Raw genomic sequence first — 15,379 nt, forward strand, 5'->3', positions numbered from 1 at the left:
GAACTGCAGGGTGGCGCCCTCGCCGCGGATCTGGTCGGCGGCGTTGTGCAGATAGGCGAGGTACTGGATCTCGGGGATCGGCAGCAGGCCGGACACCCCGGCGCCCAGCGCCAGGCCGAGGATGGTCTGTTCATCGAGCAGCGTGTCGAACACCCGGGCCGGGCCCGCGCTGCTCTGCAGGCCGCGGGTGACGCCGTAGACGCCCCCCTTACGGGCGACGTCCTCGCCGAACACCACAGCCTCGGGATGTTCGGCCAGCACGTCTTTGAGCGCCCGGTTGATGGCCAGGGCCAGGGTGAGCCCGTCGGCGGCCGGTCCCGGCGCAGCGGCCGCAACGGACTTGGCCTCCTCCAGCGTCTCCCGCAGCGGTTCGAGCACCGCGGCCGTGCTGTCGAGTTGCGGCGACTCCTTCACCTCGTCGGCCAGCCCGATCACCGCGGCCCGGGTCGCCTCGTAACGTTCGAGCGCCTGTTGAGGCGTCAGGACACCATGTGCGATAAGTGTTTTGGCGGTCCGCAGCACCGGGTCCCGGTCGTAGTCGGCCAGGATCTCGTCGGGTTTGCGATAGGACGGCTCGTAATCGGACCCGGCGTGGCCCATCAGCCGAACGGTGCTCAAGTGCAGGAACGCCGGCTTGCGATGGCTGCGCACCCAGTTCGCGGCGGCCGATGCGGTGTCGAATGCGTCGGTCAGGTCGCACCCGTCGGCCGCGAAATACGCCAGCCCCTCGCGGTTGGCGTAGCTGCGCGCCACCCATCCGCGGGGCGTCTTGGTGCTGATCCCGATGCCGTTGTCCTCGCACACGAACAGCAGCGGCATCGGCAGGCCCGCATAGGAGGCGTGCAGTGCGGCATTGATGGCACCTACGGCCGTCGAATGATTCGCCGAGGCGTCGCCGAAACTGCACACCGTCACCGCGTCGTCGGGCCAGGGGCAGGCCACGCCGAGTTTGCGGGCCCGCGCGATCGAGAACGCGACACCCACCGCGCGGGGCAGGTGCGAGGCGATGGTCGAGGTTTGCGGGATCACCCCGAGGTCGTGGTGGCCGAACACCTTGTGTCGCCCGCCCGAGATCGGTTCGCTGGTCGAGGCCACCAGACCGAGCAGGACATCGCGGACCGGATCGGACCCGTCGACCTGGGCGGCGCGGGCCAGGTAGAAGCCCCCGGAGCGGTAGTGCAGCAACGCCGGGTCGGTGGGTCGCAGTGCGGCCGCGACGGCGGCGTTGCCCTCATGCCCGGACGAGCCGATGGTGTAGAAGCCTCTGCCCTTCGACCGTAGCCAGCGGGCCGCGAGGTCGAGATGGCGGCTGGCGAGCTGGGAGTCGAACAGCGCCAACGCTTTCGGCACGGACAGGGCCGTGGCATCCGGCCAGTTCTCGGTGCCGGATCCGGTCAACCCGGAGATTGAGTTGGTGAAATGTTCGTCGATGGGTTCAGCCATCTGGCCTCCTCCTGAGCTCGTGGCGCGATGGGTGTCAGCGAAACGCGCCGATCCCGGTGAGCGCCTGCCCGATGATCAGACTATGCATCTCACTGGTGCCTTCGTAGGTCAATACCGATTCGAGATTGTTGGCGTGGCGCATCACCGGATATTCGGCCGTGATACCGCTGGCCCCCAGAATCGTGCGGGCGGTGCGGGCGATGTCCAGTGCCTCGCGCACGTTGTTGAGCTTGCCGAGGCTGACCTGATCGGGAACCAGTTCACCGGCGTCCTTACGGCGGCCCAGGTGCAGCGCCAGCAGATAACCTTTCCCGTACTCCAGCGTCATATCCGCGAGTTTCTGCTGGGTGAGCTGGAATCCGCCGATCGGCCTGCCGAACTGTTCGCGCGATACCGCGTAGTCGAGTGCGGTCTGCAGGCAGTCCCTGGCCGCGCCGAGGGCACCGAACACGATGCCGAACCGCGCCTCGCCCAGGCAGCGCAGCGGCGCTCCGAGGCTGGTCGCGCCGGGCAGCCGGGCGCTGTCGGGCAGGCGCACCCCGTCCAGTACCAGCTCGCTGGTCACCGAGGCGCGCAGCGACATCTTGGATTTGATCGTGTTGGCGGTGAAACCCGGTGTGTCGGTGGGGATCACGAAGCCGCGGACACCATCCTCGGTGCGGGCCCATACGACCGCGACATCGGCGACCGACCCGTTGGTGATCCACATCTTGGTGCCGTTGAGAATCCAGTCGTCGCCCGAGCGTGTCGCCCTGGTGCGCATGCCGGCCGGGTTAGAACCGTGGTCGGGTTCGGTGAGACCGAAGCAGCCGATGCGGCGGCCCGCGGCCATCTCCGGCAGCCACTGGTCCTTCTGCTCCTCGCTGCCGAAGGCGTAGATGGCGTACATCGCCAGCGAACCCTGCACACTCACCAACGACCGGATGCCGGAATCGCCCGCCTCCAGTTCGAGGCAGGCCAGGCCGTAGGCGACCGCGGAGGTGCCCGCGCACCCGTAGCCCTGCAGGTGCATACCGAGCAGTCCGAGTTCGCCGAGTTCGGCGGCGAGCTCACGGGCCGGCAGTTCACCGTTCTCATACCAGCCCGCGATGTGGGGGCTGATGCTGCGCTCGACGACGGAACGGACGGTGTCGCGGATCTCGCGTTCCTCGTCGCTGAGCAGAGTATCGACACCGAACAGGGTGTCAGCTGAGTTTCGTTGGGCCACAGCGCCTTCTGCCATCTCTTCTACACTCCTTGACTATCGGTCAGCAACATCCGGTGCGGGCAGGGGGCGGAGCGGACGGCGCCGGATCGCCTCGCCAGGTGACCGCGCGGCTGGGCGGTGGGGTCTGCTCACTGCGGGTCCGGACCAGGGGCACCCCGTCGACGAGGACCGCCGCGATCCCGGGCAGGTCGCCGAGCGCGAAGCACTCCAGCGCATCCCCGCCGGTCGAGCCGGTGATCGGGCCGAGCACCAGCAGGTCCGCGGGTGCGCCTTCGGTGAGGACGCCGGTGTCCAAGCCGTGCGCCCTGGCGGTCTGGCCGGTGGCCGCGGCCACCGCGGCCAGCGGATCGACGCCGCAGATGGAGGCCAGGAAGCAGATGTTGCGCAGCATTCCGCGGGGGATGACGCCGGTGCCGCCGGGGGTGTCGGTGCCCAACGTGAGCCGCTCCAGTTCGCCTCGGGCGGACAACTGTTCGGCGACCAGTCTGGTCGCCCGGTAGTTCATCGAGCTGCACACCTCGATGGCCGCCGACGGCAGGTCGGCGATGATGCCGACGATATCCTCGTCCGGCGACGGGATCGGCCCGCCGGAGATGTGGCCGATGATGTCGGGACGCACCGCGGCGGCGACATCGCGGCCCGCGACGCGGCTGGAACCCGACCGCGACACCCCGCCCGAGTGCATCTTCACCGTCATCCCGCGCTCGTGTGCCCACTGCACATAGCGCTGCGCCTCGCCGTCGCCGAGCCGGTTCCAGTCGTAGAAGATGAATTTCAGGTGCCGGATACCCTCGCGCTGCGCCCGGTCGAAATGCTCCTCGGTCATACCGGGCACTAGCAGCACGGTGCCGGAGTTGACCTTGACTCCGGACGGCCGGGCCCGGCCGGTGGTGTGCCGTGAGGTGATCGCGATGCTCAGCACCAGTTCGGGGGTGAGCCCACCGAAGTCCAGACCGGGGATGTGCAGTTCACCCGCCGACACCATGGACGTGGTGCCGCCCTGCAGATAGTTGCCGATCCATCCGATCGAATTCTGCGCGGGCGTCCACTCACCGAAGGTCGGGTGCACATGGCCGTCGACCAGGCCCGGCATCACGGTCAGGCCGCCCGCCGACAGCACCTGGTCCGGGTGGGGATGGTCGACGCCGATACCGGCGACACGGCCGTCCTCGATCAGCAGCGTGGTGTCGCGCAGCGGCCGCAGCGCGCTGTCACCGTGCACCAGGAGACCGATGTCCTCCACGAGCAGCGTCGTCACACAACCTCCCAAGTTTGGATTTTGTATACACTATCCGATAATTGTGATCGGGTACAGAGGTGGGCCCCTATCGTCGTCGGTTCGGGCCGCCCAGCATCGGAACGGCGAAGACCACCAGCAGCACGATCAGCGCTCCGCCGAGGTTCATCGCCAGCCGCACGCCACCCTCGTACCACGGGAACAGTGCGGGGTATTCGCTGATCACCAGCAGCACCGGTGGCCCGGTGATCGCCCACCAGGTGTAGTTGACCGGTCGCAGGGCCATGGCGAGCAGAAAGAGCAGCACGGTCATCGCGATCACCGCCGGCGCGGGCGGTTGCGCACCCAGCAGCGCCGCGGCGATGACGGCACCGACGGTGTTACCCGAAAGCCGCTGAGCCAACCGCATTCCGGTCTTCGCCCGGCCGGGCTGGACGGTCAGCAGCACGCTGGTGACCAGCCAGTGCCCACCGACCATCTCGGCGGGCAGCAGGGCCGCCACACCGACCGCGAGCCCCACTGCGGCACCGACCCGCAGCGCGTGACCCACGTCGGGTTCGCTTCGGCCCTTGGCCAAATCGTCACCGCTCCTGGAATCGTCGTCGGCTACCTCCCGCATGACCCTGGCGGCACCGAACCAGCCCAGCCACGCCGACAACACCACCGCCGCACCGACCGCATAGGGCCACAGCGCGGTCGGCCGGGTGGCGCCGTCCAGATCGATCGCCAGCAGCACCACCGCGAGGCCGGCCGTCGCCCCGACCCGCGGCACCAGCGCACCGAACATGGCCGCCGCCACGGTGGCAACGCCCAGCACCAGGGCATGGGGGGCGGCCAGGACCACGACGCCCCCACCGACCAGCACCGTCGCCGCCCGCACCCCGATCACCTGCAGGGCCGCCCGCATCGTGGTCGGCAGTTCGGGAACCGCGGTCAGGACGAAACCGAGGCCGACCGCCGATCCCAGTTCGGCCCGTCCGGACAGCGCCGTCACGACCAGCACCGCACCCAGCGAAACCGCAAGTGCGCCCGCCATTCCCCAGCGGCTGCTGCCGACCGGGCGCAGCAGGTCCGGCGTCCGGAGCCGGGCCGGCATCACCCGGCTGGTTCGGCGGCGTCGAGGACCGCACGCACGATGCCCTGATAACCGGTACAGCGGCAGATGTTGCCCGACAGCGCCTCCCGCACCGAATCCTCGGTCAGCGGTTTGTCGGTGTTCGGGTCGCGCAGCAGTTCCACGGCCGTCACCAGGAACCCCGGGGTGCAGAAACCGCACTGCAGGCCGCCGCGCTCGGAGAACGCCTGCCGCAGCCGGGCGGTCTCCTCGAACTCGTCGAGCCCCTCCACGGTGGTCACCCGCAGACCGTCCACCTGGACCGCCAACATCAGGCAGGTCCGCATGCTGCGCCCGTCGACGAACACCGAACACGCGCCGCACACCCCGTGCTCACACCCGAGGTGCGTGCCGGTCAGGCCCAACTCGTCGCGCAGGAAATCGGCCAGCATCAACCGGGGTGCCACCGTGCGTTGCACGAGCCTGCCGTTGACCACGACCGATATCGCCACCCCGGCAATCTGATCGGCCGTGTCAGTGTGCCGCATCGAGCCCCTCCTGTCGTTCGCCGACCCGCCGCTGCGCATCGGTGAGGGCCGCCACCATGGCCGTCTCACACAACCGGCGGGAGTAATCGGGATCCTCGGAGGACGGCTCGGTAGTGCGGGCCCAACCGGCGGCCAGTTCCTGCCACAGAGTCGCCGACGGCCGCTCGCCGACGGCGTCGTCGCCGACGAACAGCAGCGGCCGGTCCGCCGCGCTGAGCACCGCGCAACGGACCGATGCGATCCGGCCGTCCGCACCGACATCGAGCAGACAACCTGCCCCGGCCAGCCCGTAATCCCCATGCTGGTGCGCGTATTCGACGAACCCCCAGCCCTGGGTGTGCCGGATACCGGGTACCGAGATCCAGGTGATGATCTCATCGGGTTCCAGGGCGTTGGTGTAGAACGAGACGAACATGTCCTCGGCGCTGACCTGGCGCCTGCCCGCCGATGCCGAATCGACGTGGAACGTCGCCCCGAGAACCAATGTCACCAAAGGCATTTCGGCTGAGGGGTCGGCATGGGCGACCGACCCTCCGATGGTGCCGCGGTTGCGGATGCCGATGTGGCCGATATAGCCGGCGGCGTCGGCGAGCAGCGGGGCGCGGGCGGTGATCACCGGATCGACCTCGACGGTGCGGTGAGTGACCAACGCGCCGAGGATCAGGTCGTCGGTGTCGTCGAAGATGCGTCTGAGTTCGTCGAGCCTGCCGATGTCGATGATCACGCCCGGCCGGGCCAGCCGCAGATTCATCAGCGCCATCAGTGACTGGCCGCCCGCCATCAGTTTGGCGTCGGGGTATGCGGCGAGCTGCTCGAGCGCCTCACCGACCGATTCGGGTCGAAGATACTGGAACGGAGCCGGTTTCACGACGCCACCCCGACCAGTGCGCGGTATACCGCACCGGTGGATATCGGCGTGGTGTCGATATGAATCCGCCCGCCGAGGGCATCGTCGACCGCGCCGGCGAGCGCCGAGTAGACGGCGATGGTGCCGCTCTCCCCCGCGCCGCGCACACCGATCGGATTGACCGGGGTGTCAACATGCAGGTGCCGGACCCGCACCTGCGGCACGTCGGTGGACAACGGCAGGTGGTAGGCGGCGAACGTGGTCGACTGCGGCTGACCCGAATCCGAATAGCGCCACTGCTCGAACAACGCCCCACCCACGCCCTGGGCGACTCCGCCGATGATCTGTCCCTCGACGATCTTCGGGTTGATCTCCCGGCCGCCTTCATGGGAGACCGCGTACCGCAGCACCTTCACAATGCCGGTCCGCCGGTGCACCCCGACGATCGCCGCGTGCACACCCATCGTCCAGGTCACCGTGGGCACCCGGTACACGGCGGTGACATCGAGTGCGCCACCGTTCTCCTGGTCACCGCCCACCGCCATATCGCGGGCCAGATCGGCCCAGCCGATCGCGTGGTCGGTCGCGATGTGGAAACGTCCTTCGGCGTACTGCACGTCGGCCCGGTCGCAGCCCGCCACCGTCGCCACCCGGTCCACCGCCAGCTCGATGAGCCGACCCGCCGCCTCATGGATGGCCGAACCGGCCAGTACCGCCGAGCGGCTGGCGAAGGTACCCACCCCGTCGGGCAATCGCTCGGTATCCGCAGGCACATACGACACCTGGGCCATCGGCACCGCCAGCGCCTGCGCACCGACCTGGGCGAAAACCGTCTCGTGTCCCTGTCCGGCGGACGCGGCGCCCGCGGTCACCTCGAACCGCCCGTCGGGCAGCAGCCGGATCCGCGCGGTCTCGTGTGGGCCACGACCCGTGGCCTCCAGATACGACGACAGACCGTAGCCAACCCGGTACTGCGGATGCGTTGCCGCACAGACCGTCACCTCGTCCCGAGGCAGCGCGTCGAGCACCGATTCCAGGCACGCCAGGTAATCGCCGCCGTCGTAGCTGATCGGCACCCCGTCCCGGTACGGGATCGGTCGCGGGTAGGGCAGGTCGGCACCGGTGAGGAGATTGCGCCTGCGGATCTCCTCGATCGGCAGGCCGAGTTCCGCGGCCGCGGCGTCCAGGCTGCGTTCGAGTGCGAACGTCGCCTCGGGCCGGCCGGCACCACGATATTGGGCCACCAGCGTCTTGTTGGTCAGCACCGCCCGGCCGGCGATATCGGCGGCCGGTATCCGGTACGGGCCGAGGAGGTGGATCGCGGTGTTGGCGATGATGCCGGACACCCAGAGGCTGCCCGCCCCGATGTCGACGACGAAATCGTCGGCCCAGGCCAGGATCCGGCCGTCATGGTCGACCGCCAGGCGGGTGCGGTGGATCTGATCGCGCCCCTGTGCGCTCGCCACCAGGTGTTCCTGGCGGTCTTCCACCCAGATCAGCCGGCCACCGGTGCGCTGCGCGAGCAGCGCGAGCAGGATCTCCTCGGCGTACACGTTGGCCTTGGTGCCGAATCCCCCACCGACGTCGGGCACCGACACCTTGACGTCCTGGCGCGACCAGCCCGTGACCGCACAGATGGCGTTGCGCACCATATGCGGAACCTGCGTCGACGTGGTCACCTCGACCCGGTTGCGCCGGGAATCGAACTCCGCGAGCACCCCGCGACATTCCAGTGGCACCGCGCCATGCCGGTGCATTCGGTACGTGCCGGTGACAACCGTTGCCGCGGAGTCGAATGCACTGTCGGGATCGCCGAAGGAGTAGGACAGCCGGGCGGCCTCGTTGCCGTCGAGATGCGCGAAGAGCGCGGGGCACCCCGGATCGAGCGCGTCCAGTGGGTCGGTGACCGCGGGACGTGTCCGGTAGTCGACCTCGATGCTCTCCAGCGCGTCTTCGGCCTGGTAGCGGTCCTCCGCGACGACGATCGCGATCGGCTGGCCGGCGTAGTGCACGCGGTCCGAGGCCAGGATGGGCAGCCGCTGTTCGGCCAGCACGCACGAGGTGGCGGCGGTGAACTGGGGATCGGGCGTGGTCAGGGTCGGGATCGGGACACCGCAAAGGCCGAGGTCGCCGGCGGTGAATACCCCGAGGACGCCGGGCATCCGTTGGGCCGCCGCGACATCGATGCGCGCGATCTCGGCGTGCGGTTCGGTGGACCGGGCGAAGACCACATGGTGGGCACGGGCCGCGTAGTCCGCGACGAACCGGCCGTGCCCGCCGAGCAGTCTCTCGTCCTCCCGTCGCCGCACCGAGTTGCCGATGTGACCACTCAATGGAGTCGTTTCTCCCACTGCCACAATGCGATCGAGATACCGAACGAGATCGTGATCAGCAGCATGATGGTGGCGACCATGGACGGGTAGTCACCGTGGCTGTAGGCCTGCAGCACCACCCGGCCCAATCCCCTTCTGGTGGCGAAGAACTCCGAGAGCACCACGCCGACCACGGCGAGGCTGACGGCCAGCCGGATACCGGTCAGCAGCGGCCGCCGGATCGCGGGAATGATGATGTGGGCCAGCATCTGCCAGGCGTTGGCCTGTACCGAACGGGCCAGCTTCCAGTAGACGCGCGGGATCTCCTGCACCCCGGTGGACACATTGATCAGCACCGGGAACAGCGCGAACAGCACCCCCATGACGACCTTGGAGCCGGTCAGGCTGAAGATCGGCAACAGCACCGGATAGAGCACGATCTTGGGAATTCCGTTGAGCACGATCAACATCGGCTCGAACATCACCCGCAGCTTATCGAACAGCCCGAGCAGCAGCCCCAATGCGCCGCCGACGGCGGTCCCGACGACGAACGCCAGGAACACCGATTGTGCGGTGACCCGAAGATCGAAAAGGTACGCCGGATCGGACAGGTTCTCGATGAGCACACCGACGGTGCGCACCGGCGAGGGGATCACGAAGGTCAGGTCGGAGAACACCTCCCAGACGATCAGCATCAGCACCGCCAGCGCGGTCGCGCCGACGGCCTGATTGCCCAGGATCGCCCGCCACCGCTGCGCCCCCGGCGCGGTTCGCTGTGCCGGTGCCGGCGCCGCGGTCTTGTCCACTGCCTGGGTCATCGGTTCCTCCCTCGCAGCAGGACGCGCTCCACCACGGCCAGCAGGGCCGTGAGAATGCACGACAGCACGAGCACCACCGCGATGTAGGCGAACATCTCGTTGTTGTTGAAGATCTCGTACAGGTAGCGGATGCGGTAACCGAGCCCGGCCTGGGCCGTGGTGAACTCCATGGCGATGGTGCCGATCAGCGCGTACACCACCGCGAGCCGCAGGCCGGCGACGATGAACGGGCCGGCGGCCGGAATCGCGATGGCGAACAGGGTCTGGCGCGGCGAGGCCGTCACGGAGCGGGCCAGTTTCATGTACACCGGCGGCATCGAGTTGAGCCCGACGGCGGTGTTCAGCGCCATCGGGATGGCCGCCATGACGGTCGCCAGGATGATCACCGATGTGGCGTTGATCCCGACCAGGACGATCATCACCGGATAGAACAGCACCAACGGCACCGCGTAGAACGACACCAGGTAGGGCTCGAAGATCCGGCCCACCGCCGGCAGTTTCCAGAAGATCAGCCCGGCGGCGAATCCGAACAGGCTGCCCAACACGATGGCGAACGCGACCTCGACGCCGGTGCGGGCGGCGTCCTGCCAGAACTGTGCCTGGCCCAGCAGCCGGCCCAGTTCGGTCAGGACGATCGAGGGGGCCGGCATGACGCGATCGCTCCACAGGTCGGCGCGGGCGCCGACCTCGCCGATCACCACGAACACGATGAGCAGCACCGCGGTCGAGACTCCGCTCAGCGCGAAGTTGCTCATCCGGCGTTTGCGAGGGGCCGACGGCGGTTTGCCGGAGTTGGGTGTCATCGTCTCGGTGGGCAGATCGTCTTGTGCCACGTAGGAAGTCGTCACGTGGTGGCGGCCTCCTGCTGCTTGAATCCACGCATGGACTCGGCCTGCAGTGACGTCCAGATCCGGTTCTGCAACTCGTTGAACTGCGGTGTCGACACCATGCTCGCGTCCCGTTCGGCGGGGAGGTCGATATCGACGACATCGATGATCGAACCGGGCCGGTAGGACATCACCCAGACCTGCTGGGAGAGCAGAATGGCCTCGGAGATGTCGTGGGTGACGAACACGATGGTCTGATGGGTGCTGGCCCAGATCTGGCGGACCTCGGCACCCAGGAACAGGCGGGTCTGCTGGTCCAGTGCCGCGAACGGCTCGTCCATCAGCACCACCTCGGGTTGCACCGCGAGCGTGCGGGCCAGGGCGACGCGTTGCCGCATCCCGCCCGACAGCATGGACGGGTAGGACTTCTCGAATCCGCCGAGGCCGACGAGTTCGATCGCCTCCTTGACCCGCCTGCGCCGATCGGCCTTGTCGGTGCCGATCATCTCCATGGCGAAGGCCACGTTCTCCTCGACCGTGCGCCACGGCAGGGTGGAGTCCTCCTGGAAGACCACGCCGATCGACGGGTCGGGTCCGGTGACGGGTTTGCCGGCCACCTGAACCTTGCCGGTGGTGGCCTTCTGTAATCCCGAGATCACGGCCAGCAGCGTGGATTTCCCGCATCCGCTCGGCCCGACGATGGACACGAAGCTCGAATGCGGCACATGCTGGGTGATTCCGGTGACTGCCGTCACCGCTCCAGCCGGAGCGTCGAAGACGACCGATACGTCTTCGATCCGGATTCCGTCACGATCCATGGGTTGCCTCCCGGAGTTGGATGGGCTGTCCTGGCTCAGAATTCGGCCCGCGCGTCGTCGGGCAGGTACTGCTGGTCGAGCACGCCGGCCCAGTCGATCGGCTCGGCGATCTGGCCCGCGGCCACCATCAGGTCCGACAGGTTGGTCAGGCCCGCGGTGTCGACCTTCAGCGAGTATCCCTTGGCCAGGTCGGGGTTGTTGGCGAAGGCGGCCTTCATCACCTCAGGGGACACCCCGACCAGTGGGGCGATCTCGGTGGCGGCCTCGTCGGGATTGGCCACGAGCCATTCGTTGAGGCGGTTGGCCACCACGAAGAAGTCGCGGACGTTCTCGGGGTTCTGCTCGGCGTATTCGGCGTTGACCGCGACCAGGTCGGCGGGCAGGTCGCCGACGACATCGCGCGAATCGACAAGTACCTCAGCGTGATCGGATGCCTGCTTGTCGGCGATGAACGGCTGCATGGCCCAGCCCGCGGTGATCTGGCCGGCCTTGGCGGCCGTCCAGTTGTCCCCCATCGGGCCGACGGCCTGCGACTTCACCCCGAGCTTGCGTTCCAGGCCCTTGACGATCAGTTCGGTCGACGACCCGGCCGAGCTGAATCCCAGCGTGGCGTTCTCGATCTTGCGGCCGGGCGGGGAGATCCAGGAGAAATCGTTCATCTGGAACCACGGTGCGACCACCTTGAGATTCGCATTCGGTTGCTGGGCGGCCAGGATCACCGAGCTGTTGCCCGCGATCGCCATATCGGCGTCACCACTGGTGACGACCCGCAGGGTGTTACCGCCGCCACCACCGGAGTACAGGTCGACGTTGACTCCCTGCTCCTTGAACCAGCCCTTGTCGATCCCGACCTGAAGGATGGCCATGAACGGCAGGCTGTCGACACCGGTCGCCGAGATGCTCAGCGCATCCGTGCCACCGCTCTCGGGACCGGCTGACTCGTCCGCGCAGGCCGTCGCCCCGGCGATGAGTGCGACCGCGGTACACGCCGCGGCGAAGACTTTGGGGAACAGGGACATCCGCGCAACCTCCGGAGGGACGGTGAATATTGGATACACTATACGAAACGCTGTGATCTAGGTCAACATCGACCGACGGGACCGGCCTGCGCCATGCGCGATCACACCGGCCAGTTCCAGCCCCAGCGCCACACCCAGTAATGCCGCGGCCGCGGTGAACCGAGACCCGCCGGACGCGCCCGGTCCACTGGGTACCGGTTCGGCGGCCGGGGCTTCGCGGGCATCGGCCGCGGCCACGCTCACACCGTCGGCCGGGCTCAGCGCCCGCCGCAGTGCCGGCGGGGCACCGGGCACCGCGCTCCCCGGGGCGGGAAACGCGGCGACGCCGGGCGCGGCCGCCGGTTCAGCCATGGCCGCCGACGATCTCGGCGAACGTGCGGATGGTCGGTGCGCGACTCTCACCGGGGCGCACGAACGGGACGATCGACACCTGGTCCACGCCGAGCGCCTCGACCTCCTTGAGCCGCTGCGCACACTCGTCCGGGGTACCGGCCAGCGCGAACAGGTCCACCAGCTCGTCGGGGACCAGATCGGCGTGCGAGGCCTCGGTGTTCATGTGCTCGTAGTAGTTGTAGGTCTCCCGGATCCGGTCGATCGCCTTCTCCAGTGACGGCTCCACCTTGGCCGGAAGGGGGCGGATCGCCACCCGGGACACATGCGCCCGCACCAGGTCGCGCGCCTTGGTGCGATCCTGGTCGATCGCCGTCGGCGTCCACAGCACGATGTGCAGATCGGCCAGGGTGCGGCCACTCTCGGCGGCACCGGCCTCGATCGTCTTTAGCGCCGCCTCGATGAAATGCGGTGCGGTGCCGACCAACACGATCACGCCATCGGCGATCCGGCCGGACATCCGCAGAATCTTGGGCGCGGAGGCCGCGATGTAGATCGGAATGTTCATCGGCTCGTTCAGATAGTTCAGGTGATACTCGGCGCCGCTGGTCGGCTCCACCACCTTCTCACCTTTGAACAGTGTCCGTAGCTCGCCGATCGAACGTTCCAGTTCGGCGAGCTTGAGCGGTTTGAGGCCCATGGTGCGCAACGACGAGTCACCGGTCCCGATGCCCAGTGCCACCCGGCCGCCGGTGAACTCGGAGAGCGTCGCCCAGGTGGACGCCAGCAGCGATTGATGACGGGTCACCGAGTTGGTCACGCCGGTGCCGAACACGATGCGTTCGGTCCCGACGGCGGCGGCACCCATCACCGTCGACGACTCTCGCCAGATGTTCTGTGAGTCGCCGAACCACACGTTGTCGTAGCCCAGCGATTCACTGAGCCGGACGTATTCGCACATCGTGCCCACCGGCTCGGTCGGAAACAGACCGACCCCTTTACTCAGCACTCTCGACCTCCTGCGGCGACGTTGGATATCGTATCCAATCGTAAGGGGGTCGTTCTGGTCACACAACCGGAACCGGCGATCGAGTTACCCGAGAGAGGACAGCAAGCGTCATGCAACTGGTCAACGAGTTCTCCGTCGACGCGCCGCTGGATATCGCATGGGCGGCGCTGACCGACATCCCCGGTGTGGTCGGATGCATTCCCGGCGCCGAACTCGAAGGCCACGACGGTACCGACTACCGGGCCAGGGTCGCGGTCAAGGTGGGCCCGGTCGGGCTCACCCTCTCCGGCACCGCGACCGTGGTCAGCCGCGACGACACCGCACACCAGATGGTGGTCCGCGGGCAGGCCAGGGACCGCAAGGGCAACGGCACCGCGGAGGCGACGGTCACGATGTCGGCCCGTGACGACGGGGGGCGGGCCGCGGTGACCGTGCGGACCGACCTCGAGCTCGGCGGCCGTATCGCGCAGTTCGGCAGCGGTGTGATCTCGCAGGTGAGCAACCGGATCATCGGCCAGTTCGTCCGCAGGCTCAACGCGCACATCACCGCGCCGGCGGGCGCCGCCGTGGTCACCGCGCAGCCGGACGCACCACGCCCGCGGGTTCGCGAGAACGACTGGCTGACCATCGCGGTCACGGCGCTGGCCGGCGTCGCGCTCGGCCTGGCCATCGGGCGCACCGCCGAGCGGCTGGCCTGATTCAGCCGCGCACGGCCGCGACGAGTTCGAGTTCGACACAGGCCCCGCCGGGCAGTGACGCCACCCCGACTGCGGTGCGGGCGTGCGCACCACAGCGCTCCCCGAACACGTCGATCAGCAGCCTCGAGGCGCCGTCGATCACCGCCGGATGGTCGGCGAAATCCGGTGCCGCCCGCACATAGCCGCGCAGGTGCACCAGCGCGGTCACCGCATCGAGGCCGACGGCCGCGTCGACCGCGGCGAGCAGATTCATCGCCGCGAACCGTGCCTGCGCACCCGCCTGTTCGGCCGTCACGTCCGCACCGACGACGCCCACCGCGCCGGGATCGTCCGGACGCCTGGCCGTTGTCCCCGAAATCCACAGCTGGTCACCGCAGCGCCGGCTGGGAAAGTACACACCCTTCGGCCCGGCCGGCGAGGGCAGCTCGAATCCCAACGCCGCCAACCGGTTCCGCGGTGTCACGACGTCGATGCGGAATCCTCGCGGCCGAACACCGCGTACAGATGACCGATCGCGTGCAGCCGGTGTTCGTGGTTGAGCGCGACCGCCCGCTCGACATCCCGCTCGGCCATCGCGTTCACCAGCAGCACGTGCTCACTGTTCACCTTGGCCAGGTCCATCAGATGGGCGTAGAGCGGGCGGTAGGCGTCGGCGGTGTTCCACAACTGGGTCACGATGCGCTTGGTCCGCGCCAGCCGGCTCGCCTCGAAGGTGAGGAAATGAAACCGGCGGTTGGCCAGACCCACCGCGATCAGGTCCCCTTCGGCGGCCGCCCGGTCCATCTCGGCCATCTCGGTGCGCATGGCCTCGACCACCTCATCGGTGATCACGGGGATGGCGTCGCGGATCAGCTCGGCCTCCAGGATGTCGCGCAGGCGGAACACTTCGACCAGCTCGTCGAGCCCCAGCTTGGCCACCCGGTACCCGCTGTGCGGGACGTAGGTGATGTACTCCTCGGCCTCGAGCGTCTTCAGCGCCTCGCGGATCGGGATCCGCGACATGCCGAACTGCTCGGCCAGGCTCTCCTGCACGATCCAGCTGCCCGGCGCGAGCTTGCCACTGGTGATATCGCGGCGCAGCGCCTCGGCGACCGCCTGCTGGGCGGTTTTGGGCCGGACGAAGTCTGACCGCGGCGCGCTGCCGCCGTCGGAGGCGGCTGCTGTGCGCCGGGTGGCTGTTCGCGGTGGCATCGGGTCTCGCTTTCCCTAATA

At 68.3% G+C, this 15,379-nt stretch carries 16 protein-coding genes; 1 reads left to right on the forward strand and 15 read right to left on the reverse strand.

The window, feature by feature from the left end; translation table 11 throughout:
- From ACWDTP_RS31335 to ACWDTP_RS31395, 13 genes are all read right to left on the reverse strand, one after another.
- Positions 1 to 1,443, reverse strand: a 1,443-nt coding sequence (locus ACWDTP_RS31335; protein ID WP_450027106.1) for a thiamine pyrophosphate-dependent enzyme, incomplete at its 3' end; no start/stop codon positions are given.
- A 34-nt stretch (positions 1,444 to 1,477) separates the two neighbouring features.
- Complete coding sequence (locus ACWDTP_RS31340) at positions 1,478 to 2,665, reverse strand: acyl-CoA dehydrogenase family protein (protein ID WP_450027107.1); 1,188 nt, start codon at positions 2,663 to 2,665, stop codon at positions 1,478 to 1,480.
- A gap of 25 nt (positions 2,666 to 2,690) precedes the next feature.
- Entirely contained in the window at positions 2,691 to 3,908 is a 1,218-nt protein-coding gene (locus ACWDTP_RS31345) for an amidohydrolase family protein (protein WP_450027108.1), read from the reverse strand.
- A gap of 67 nt (positions 3,909 to 3,975) precedes the next feature.
- Positions 3,976 to 4,983: an FUSC family protein gene (locus tag ACWDTP_RS31350; RefSeq protein WP_450027109.1), complete on the reverse strand. Its 1,008-nt coding sequence runs from the start codon at positions 4,981 to 4,983 to the stop codon at positions 3,976 to 3,978.
- Positions 4,983 to 5,489: a (2Fe-2S)-binding protein gene (locus ACWDTP_RS31355; RefSeq protein WP_450027110.1), complete on the reverse strand. Its 507-nt coding sequence runs from the start codon at positions 5,487 to 5,489 to the stop codon at positions 4,983 to 4,985. The genes ACWDTP_RS31350 and ACWDTP_RS31355 overlap by 1 nt, the downstream gene beginning before the upstream one ends.
- Positions 5,476 to 6,357: an FAD binding domain-containing protein gene (locus ACWDTP_RS31360; RefSeq protein ID WP_450027111.1), complete on the reverse strand. Its 882-nt coding sequence runs from the start codon at positions 6,355 to 6,357 to the stop codon at positions 5,476 to 5,478. The genes ACWDTP_RS31355 and ACWDTP_RS31360 overlap by 14 nt, the downstream gene beginning before the upstream one ends.
- Complete coding sequence (locus ACWDTP_RS31365) at positions 6,354 to 8,669, reverse strand: xanthine dehydrogenase family protein molybdopterin-binding subunit (protein WP_450027112.1); 2,316 nt, start codon at positions 8,667 to 8,669, stop codon at positions 6,354 to 6,356. The genes ACWDTP_RS31360 and ACWDTP_RS31365 overlap by 4 nt, the downstream gene beginning before the upstream one ends.
- Positions 8,666 to 9,466: an ABC transporter permease gene (locus ACWDTP_RS31370; protein WP_450027113.1), complete on the reverse strand. Its 801-nt coding sequence runs from the start codon at positions 9,464 to 9,466 to the stop codon at positions 8,666 to 8,668. The genes ACWDTP_RS31365 and ACWDTP_RS31370 overlap by 4 nt, the downstream gene beginning before the upstream one ends.
- Positions 9,463 to 10,314, reverse strand: a complete 852-nt coding sequence (locus ACWDTP_RS31375; RefSeq protein ID WP_450027114.1) for an ABC transporter permease — start codon at positions 10,312 to 10,314, stop codon at positions 9,463 to 9,465. The genes ACWDTP_RS31370 and ACWDTP_RS31375 overlap by 4 nt, the downstream gene beginning before the upstream one ends.
- Positions 10,311 to 11,111, reverse strand: a complete 801-nt coding sequence (locus ACWDTP_RS31380) for an ABC transporter ATP-binding protein (RefSeq protein WP_450027115.1) — start codon at positions 11,109 to 11,111, stop codon at positions 10,311 to 10,313. Before ACWDTP_RS31380 ends, ACWDTP_RS31375 begins: the two co-directional genes overlap by 4 nt.
- 35 nt (positions 11,112 to 11,146) lie before the next feature.
- On the reverse strand, positions 11,147 to 12,130 hold the full coding sequence (locus tag ACWDTP_RS31385) for an ABC transporter substrate-binding protein (protein ID WP_450027116.1): 984 nt from the start codon (positions 12,128 to 12,130) through the stop codon (positions 11,147 to 11,149).
- A 57-nt stretch (positions 12,131 to 12,187) separates the two neighbouring features.
- Entirely contained in the window at positions 12,188 to 12,481 is a 294-nt protein-coding gene (locus ACWDTP_RS31390) for a hypothetical protein (RefSeq protein WP_450027117.1), read from the reverse strand.
- Positions 12,474 to 13,469 carry an LLM class flavin-dependent oxidoreductase gene (locus ACWDTP_RS31395; RefSeq protein WP_450027118.1) on the reverse strand — a complete coding sequence of 332 codons (996 nt, stop codon included), beginning with the start codon at positions 13,467 to 13,469 and terminating at the stop codon, positions 12,474 to 12,476. Before ACWDTP_RS31395 ends, ACWDTP_RS31390 begins: the two co-directional genes overlap by 8 nt.
- 110 nt (positions 13,470 to 13,579) lie before the next feature.
- On the opposite strand from ACWDTP_RS31395, the gene ACWDTP_RS31400 reads away from it, so the two are divergent.
- Positions 13,580 to 14,167, forward strand: a complete 588-nt coding sequence (locus ACWDTP_RS31400) for an SRPBCC family protein (protein ID WP_450027119.1) — start codon at positions 13,580 to 13,582, stop codon at positions 14,165 to 14,167.
- A gap of 1 nt (position 14,168) precedes the next feature.
- Here ACWDTP_RS31400 and ACWDTP_RS31405 read toward each other — a convergent pair whose 3' ends face one another.
- Both ACWDTP_RS31405 and ACWDTP_RS31410 read right to left on the reverse strand, forming a co-directional pair.
- The gene (locus ACWDTP_RS31405) at positions 14,169 to 14,630 is read right to left on the reverse strand and encodes a RidA family protein (RefSeq protein WP_450027120.1); all 462 of its coding nucleotides are present in this window, start codon (positions 14,628 to 14,630) and stop codon (positions 14,169 to 14,171) included.
- Entirely contained in the window at positions 14,627 to 15,358 is a 732-nt protein-coding gene (locus ACWDTP_RS31410) for a GntR family transcriptional regulator (protein ID WP_450027121.1), read from the reverse strand. The genes ACWDTP_RS31405 and ACWDTP_RS31410 overlap by 4 nt, the downstream gene beginning before the upstream one ends.
- Positions 15,359 to 15,379: the final 21 nt, after the last annotated feature.

The organism is Mycobacterium sp. NPDC003449, from assembly GCF_053588415.1.

Bases quoted from the DNA above. Each gene is read 5' to 3' on its own strand.
- ACWDTP_RS31340 (WP_450027107.1), bottom strand. From the start codon at position 2,665: ATGGCAGAAGGCGCTGTGGCCCAACGAAACTCAGCTGACACCCTGTTC.
- ACWDTP_RS31350 (WP_450027109.1), bottom strand. From the start codon at position 4,983: ATGCCGGCCCGGCTCCGGACGCCGGACCTGCTGCGCCCGGTCGGCAGC.
- ACWDTP_RS31355 (WP_450027110.1), bottom strand. From the start codon at position 5,489: ATGCGGCACACTGACACGGCCGATCAGATTGCCGGGGTGGCGATATCG.
- ACWDTP_RS31370 (WP_450027113.1), bottom strand. From the start codon at position 9,466: ATGACCCAGGCAGTGGACAAGACCGCGGCGCCGGCACCGGCACAGCGA.
- ACWDTP_RS31380 (WP_450027115.1), bottom strand. From the start codon at position 11,111: ATGGATCGTGACGGAATCCGGATCGAAGACGTATCGGTCGTCTTCGAC.
- ACWDTP_RS31385 (WP_450027116.1), bottom strand. From the start codon at position 12,130: ATGTCCCTGTTCCCCAAAGTCTTCGCCGCGGCGTGTACCGCGGTCGCA.
- ACWDTP_RS31390 (WP_450027117.1), bottom strand. From the start codon at position 12,481: ATGGCTGAACCGGCGGCCGCGCCCGGCGTCGCCGCGTTTCCCGCCCCG.
- ACWDTP_RS31400 (WP_450027119.1), top strand. From the start codon at position 13,580: ATGCAACTGGTCAACGAGTTCTCCGTCGACGCGCCGCTGGATATCGCA.
- ACWDTP_RS31410 (WP_450027121.1), bottom strand. From the start codon at position 15,358: ATGCCACCGCGAACAGCCACCCGGCGCACAGCAGCCGCCTCCGACGGC.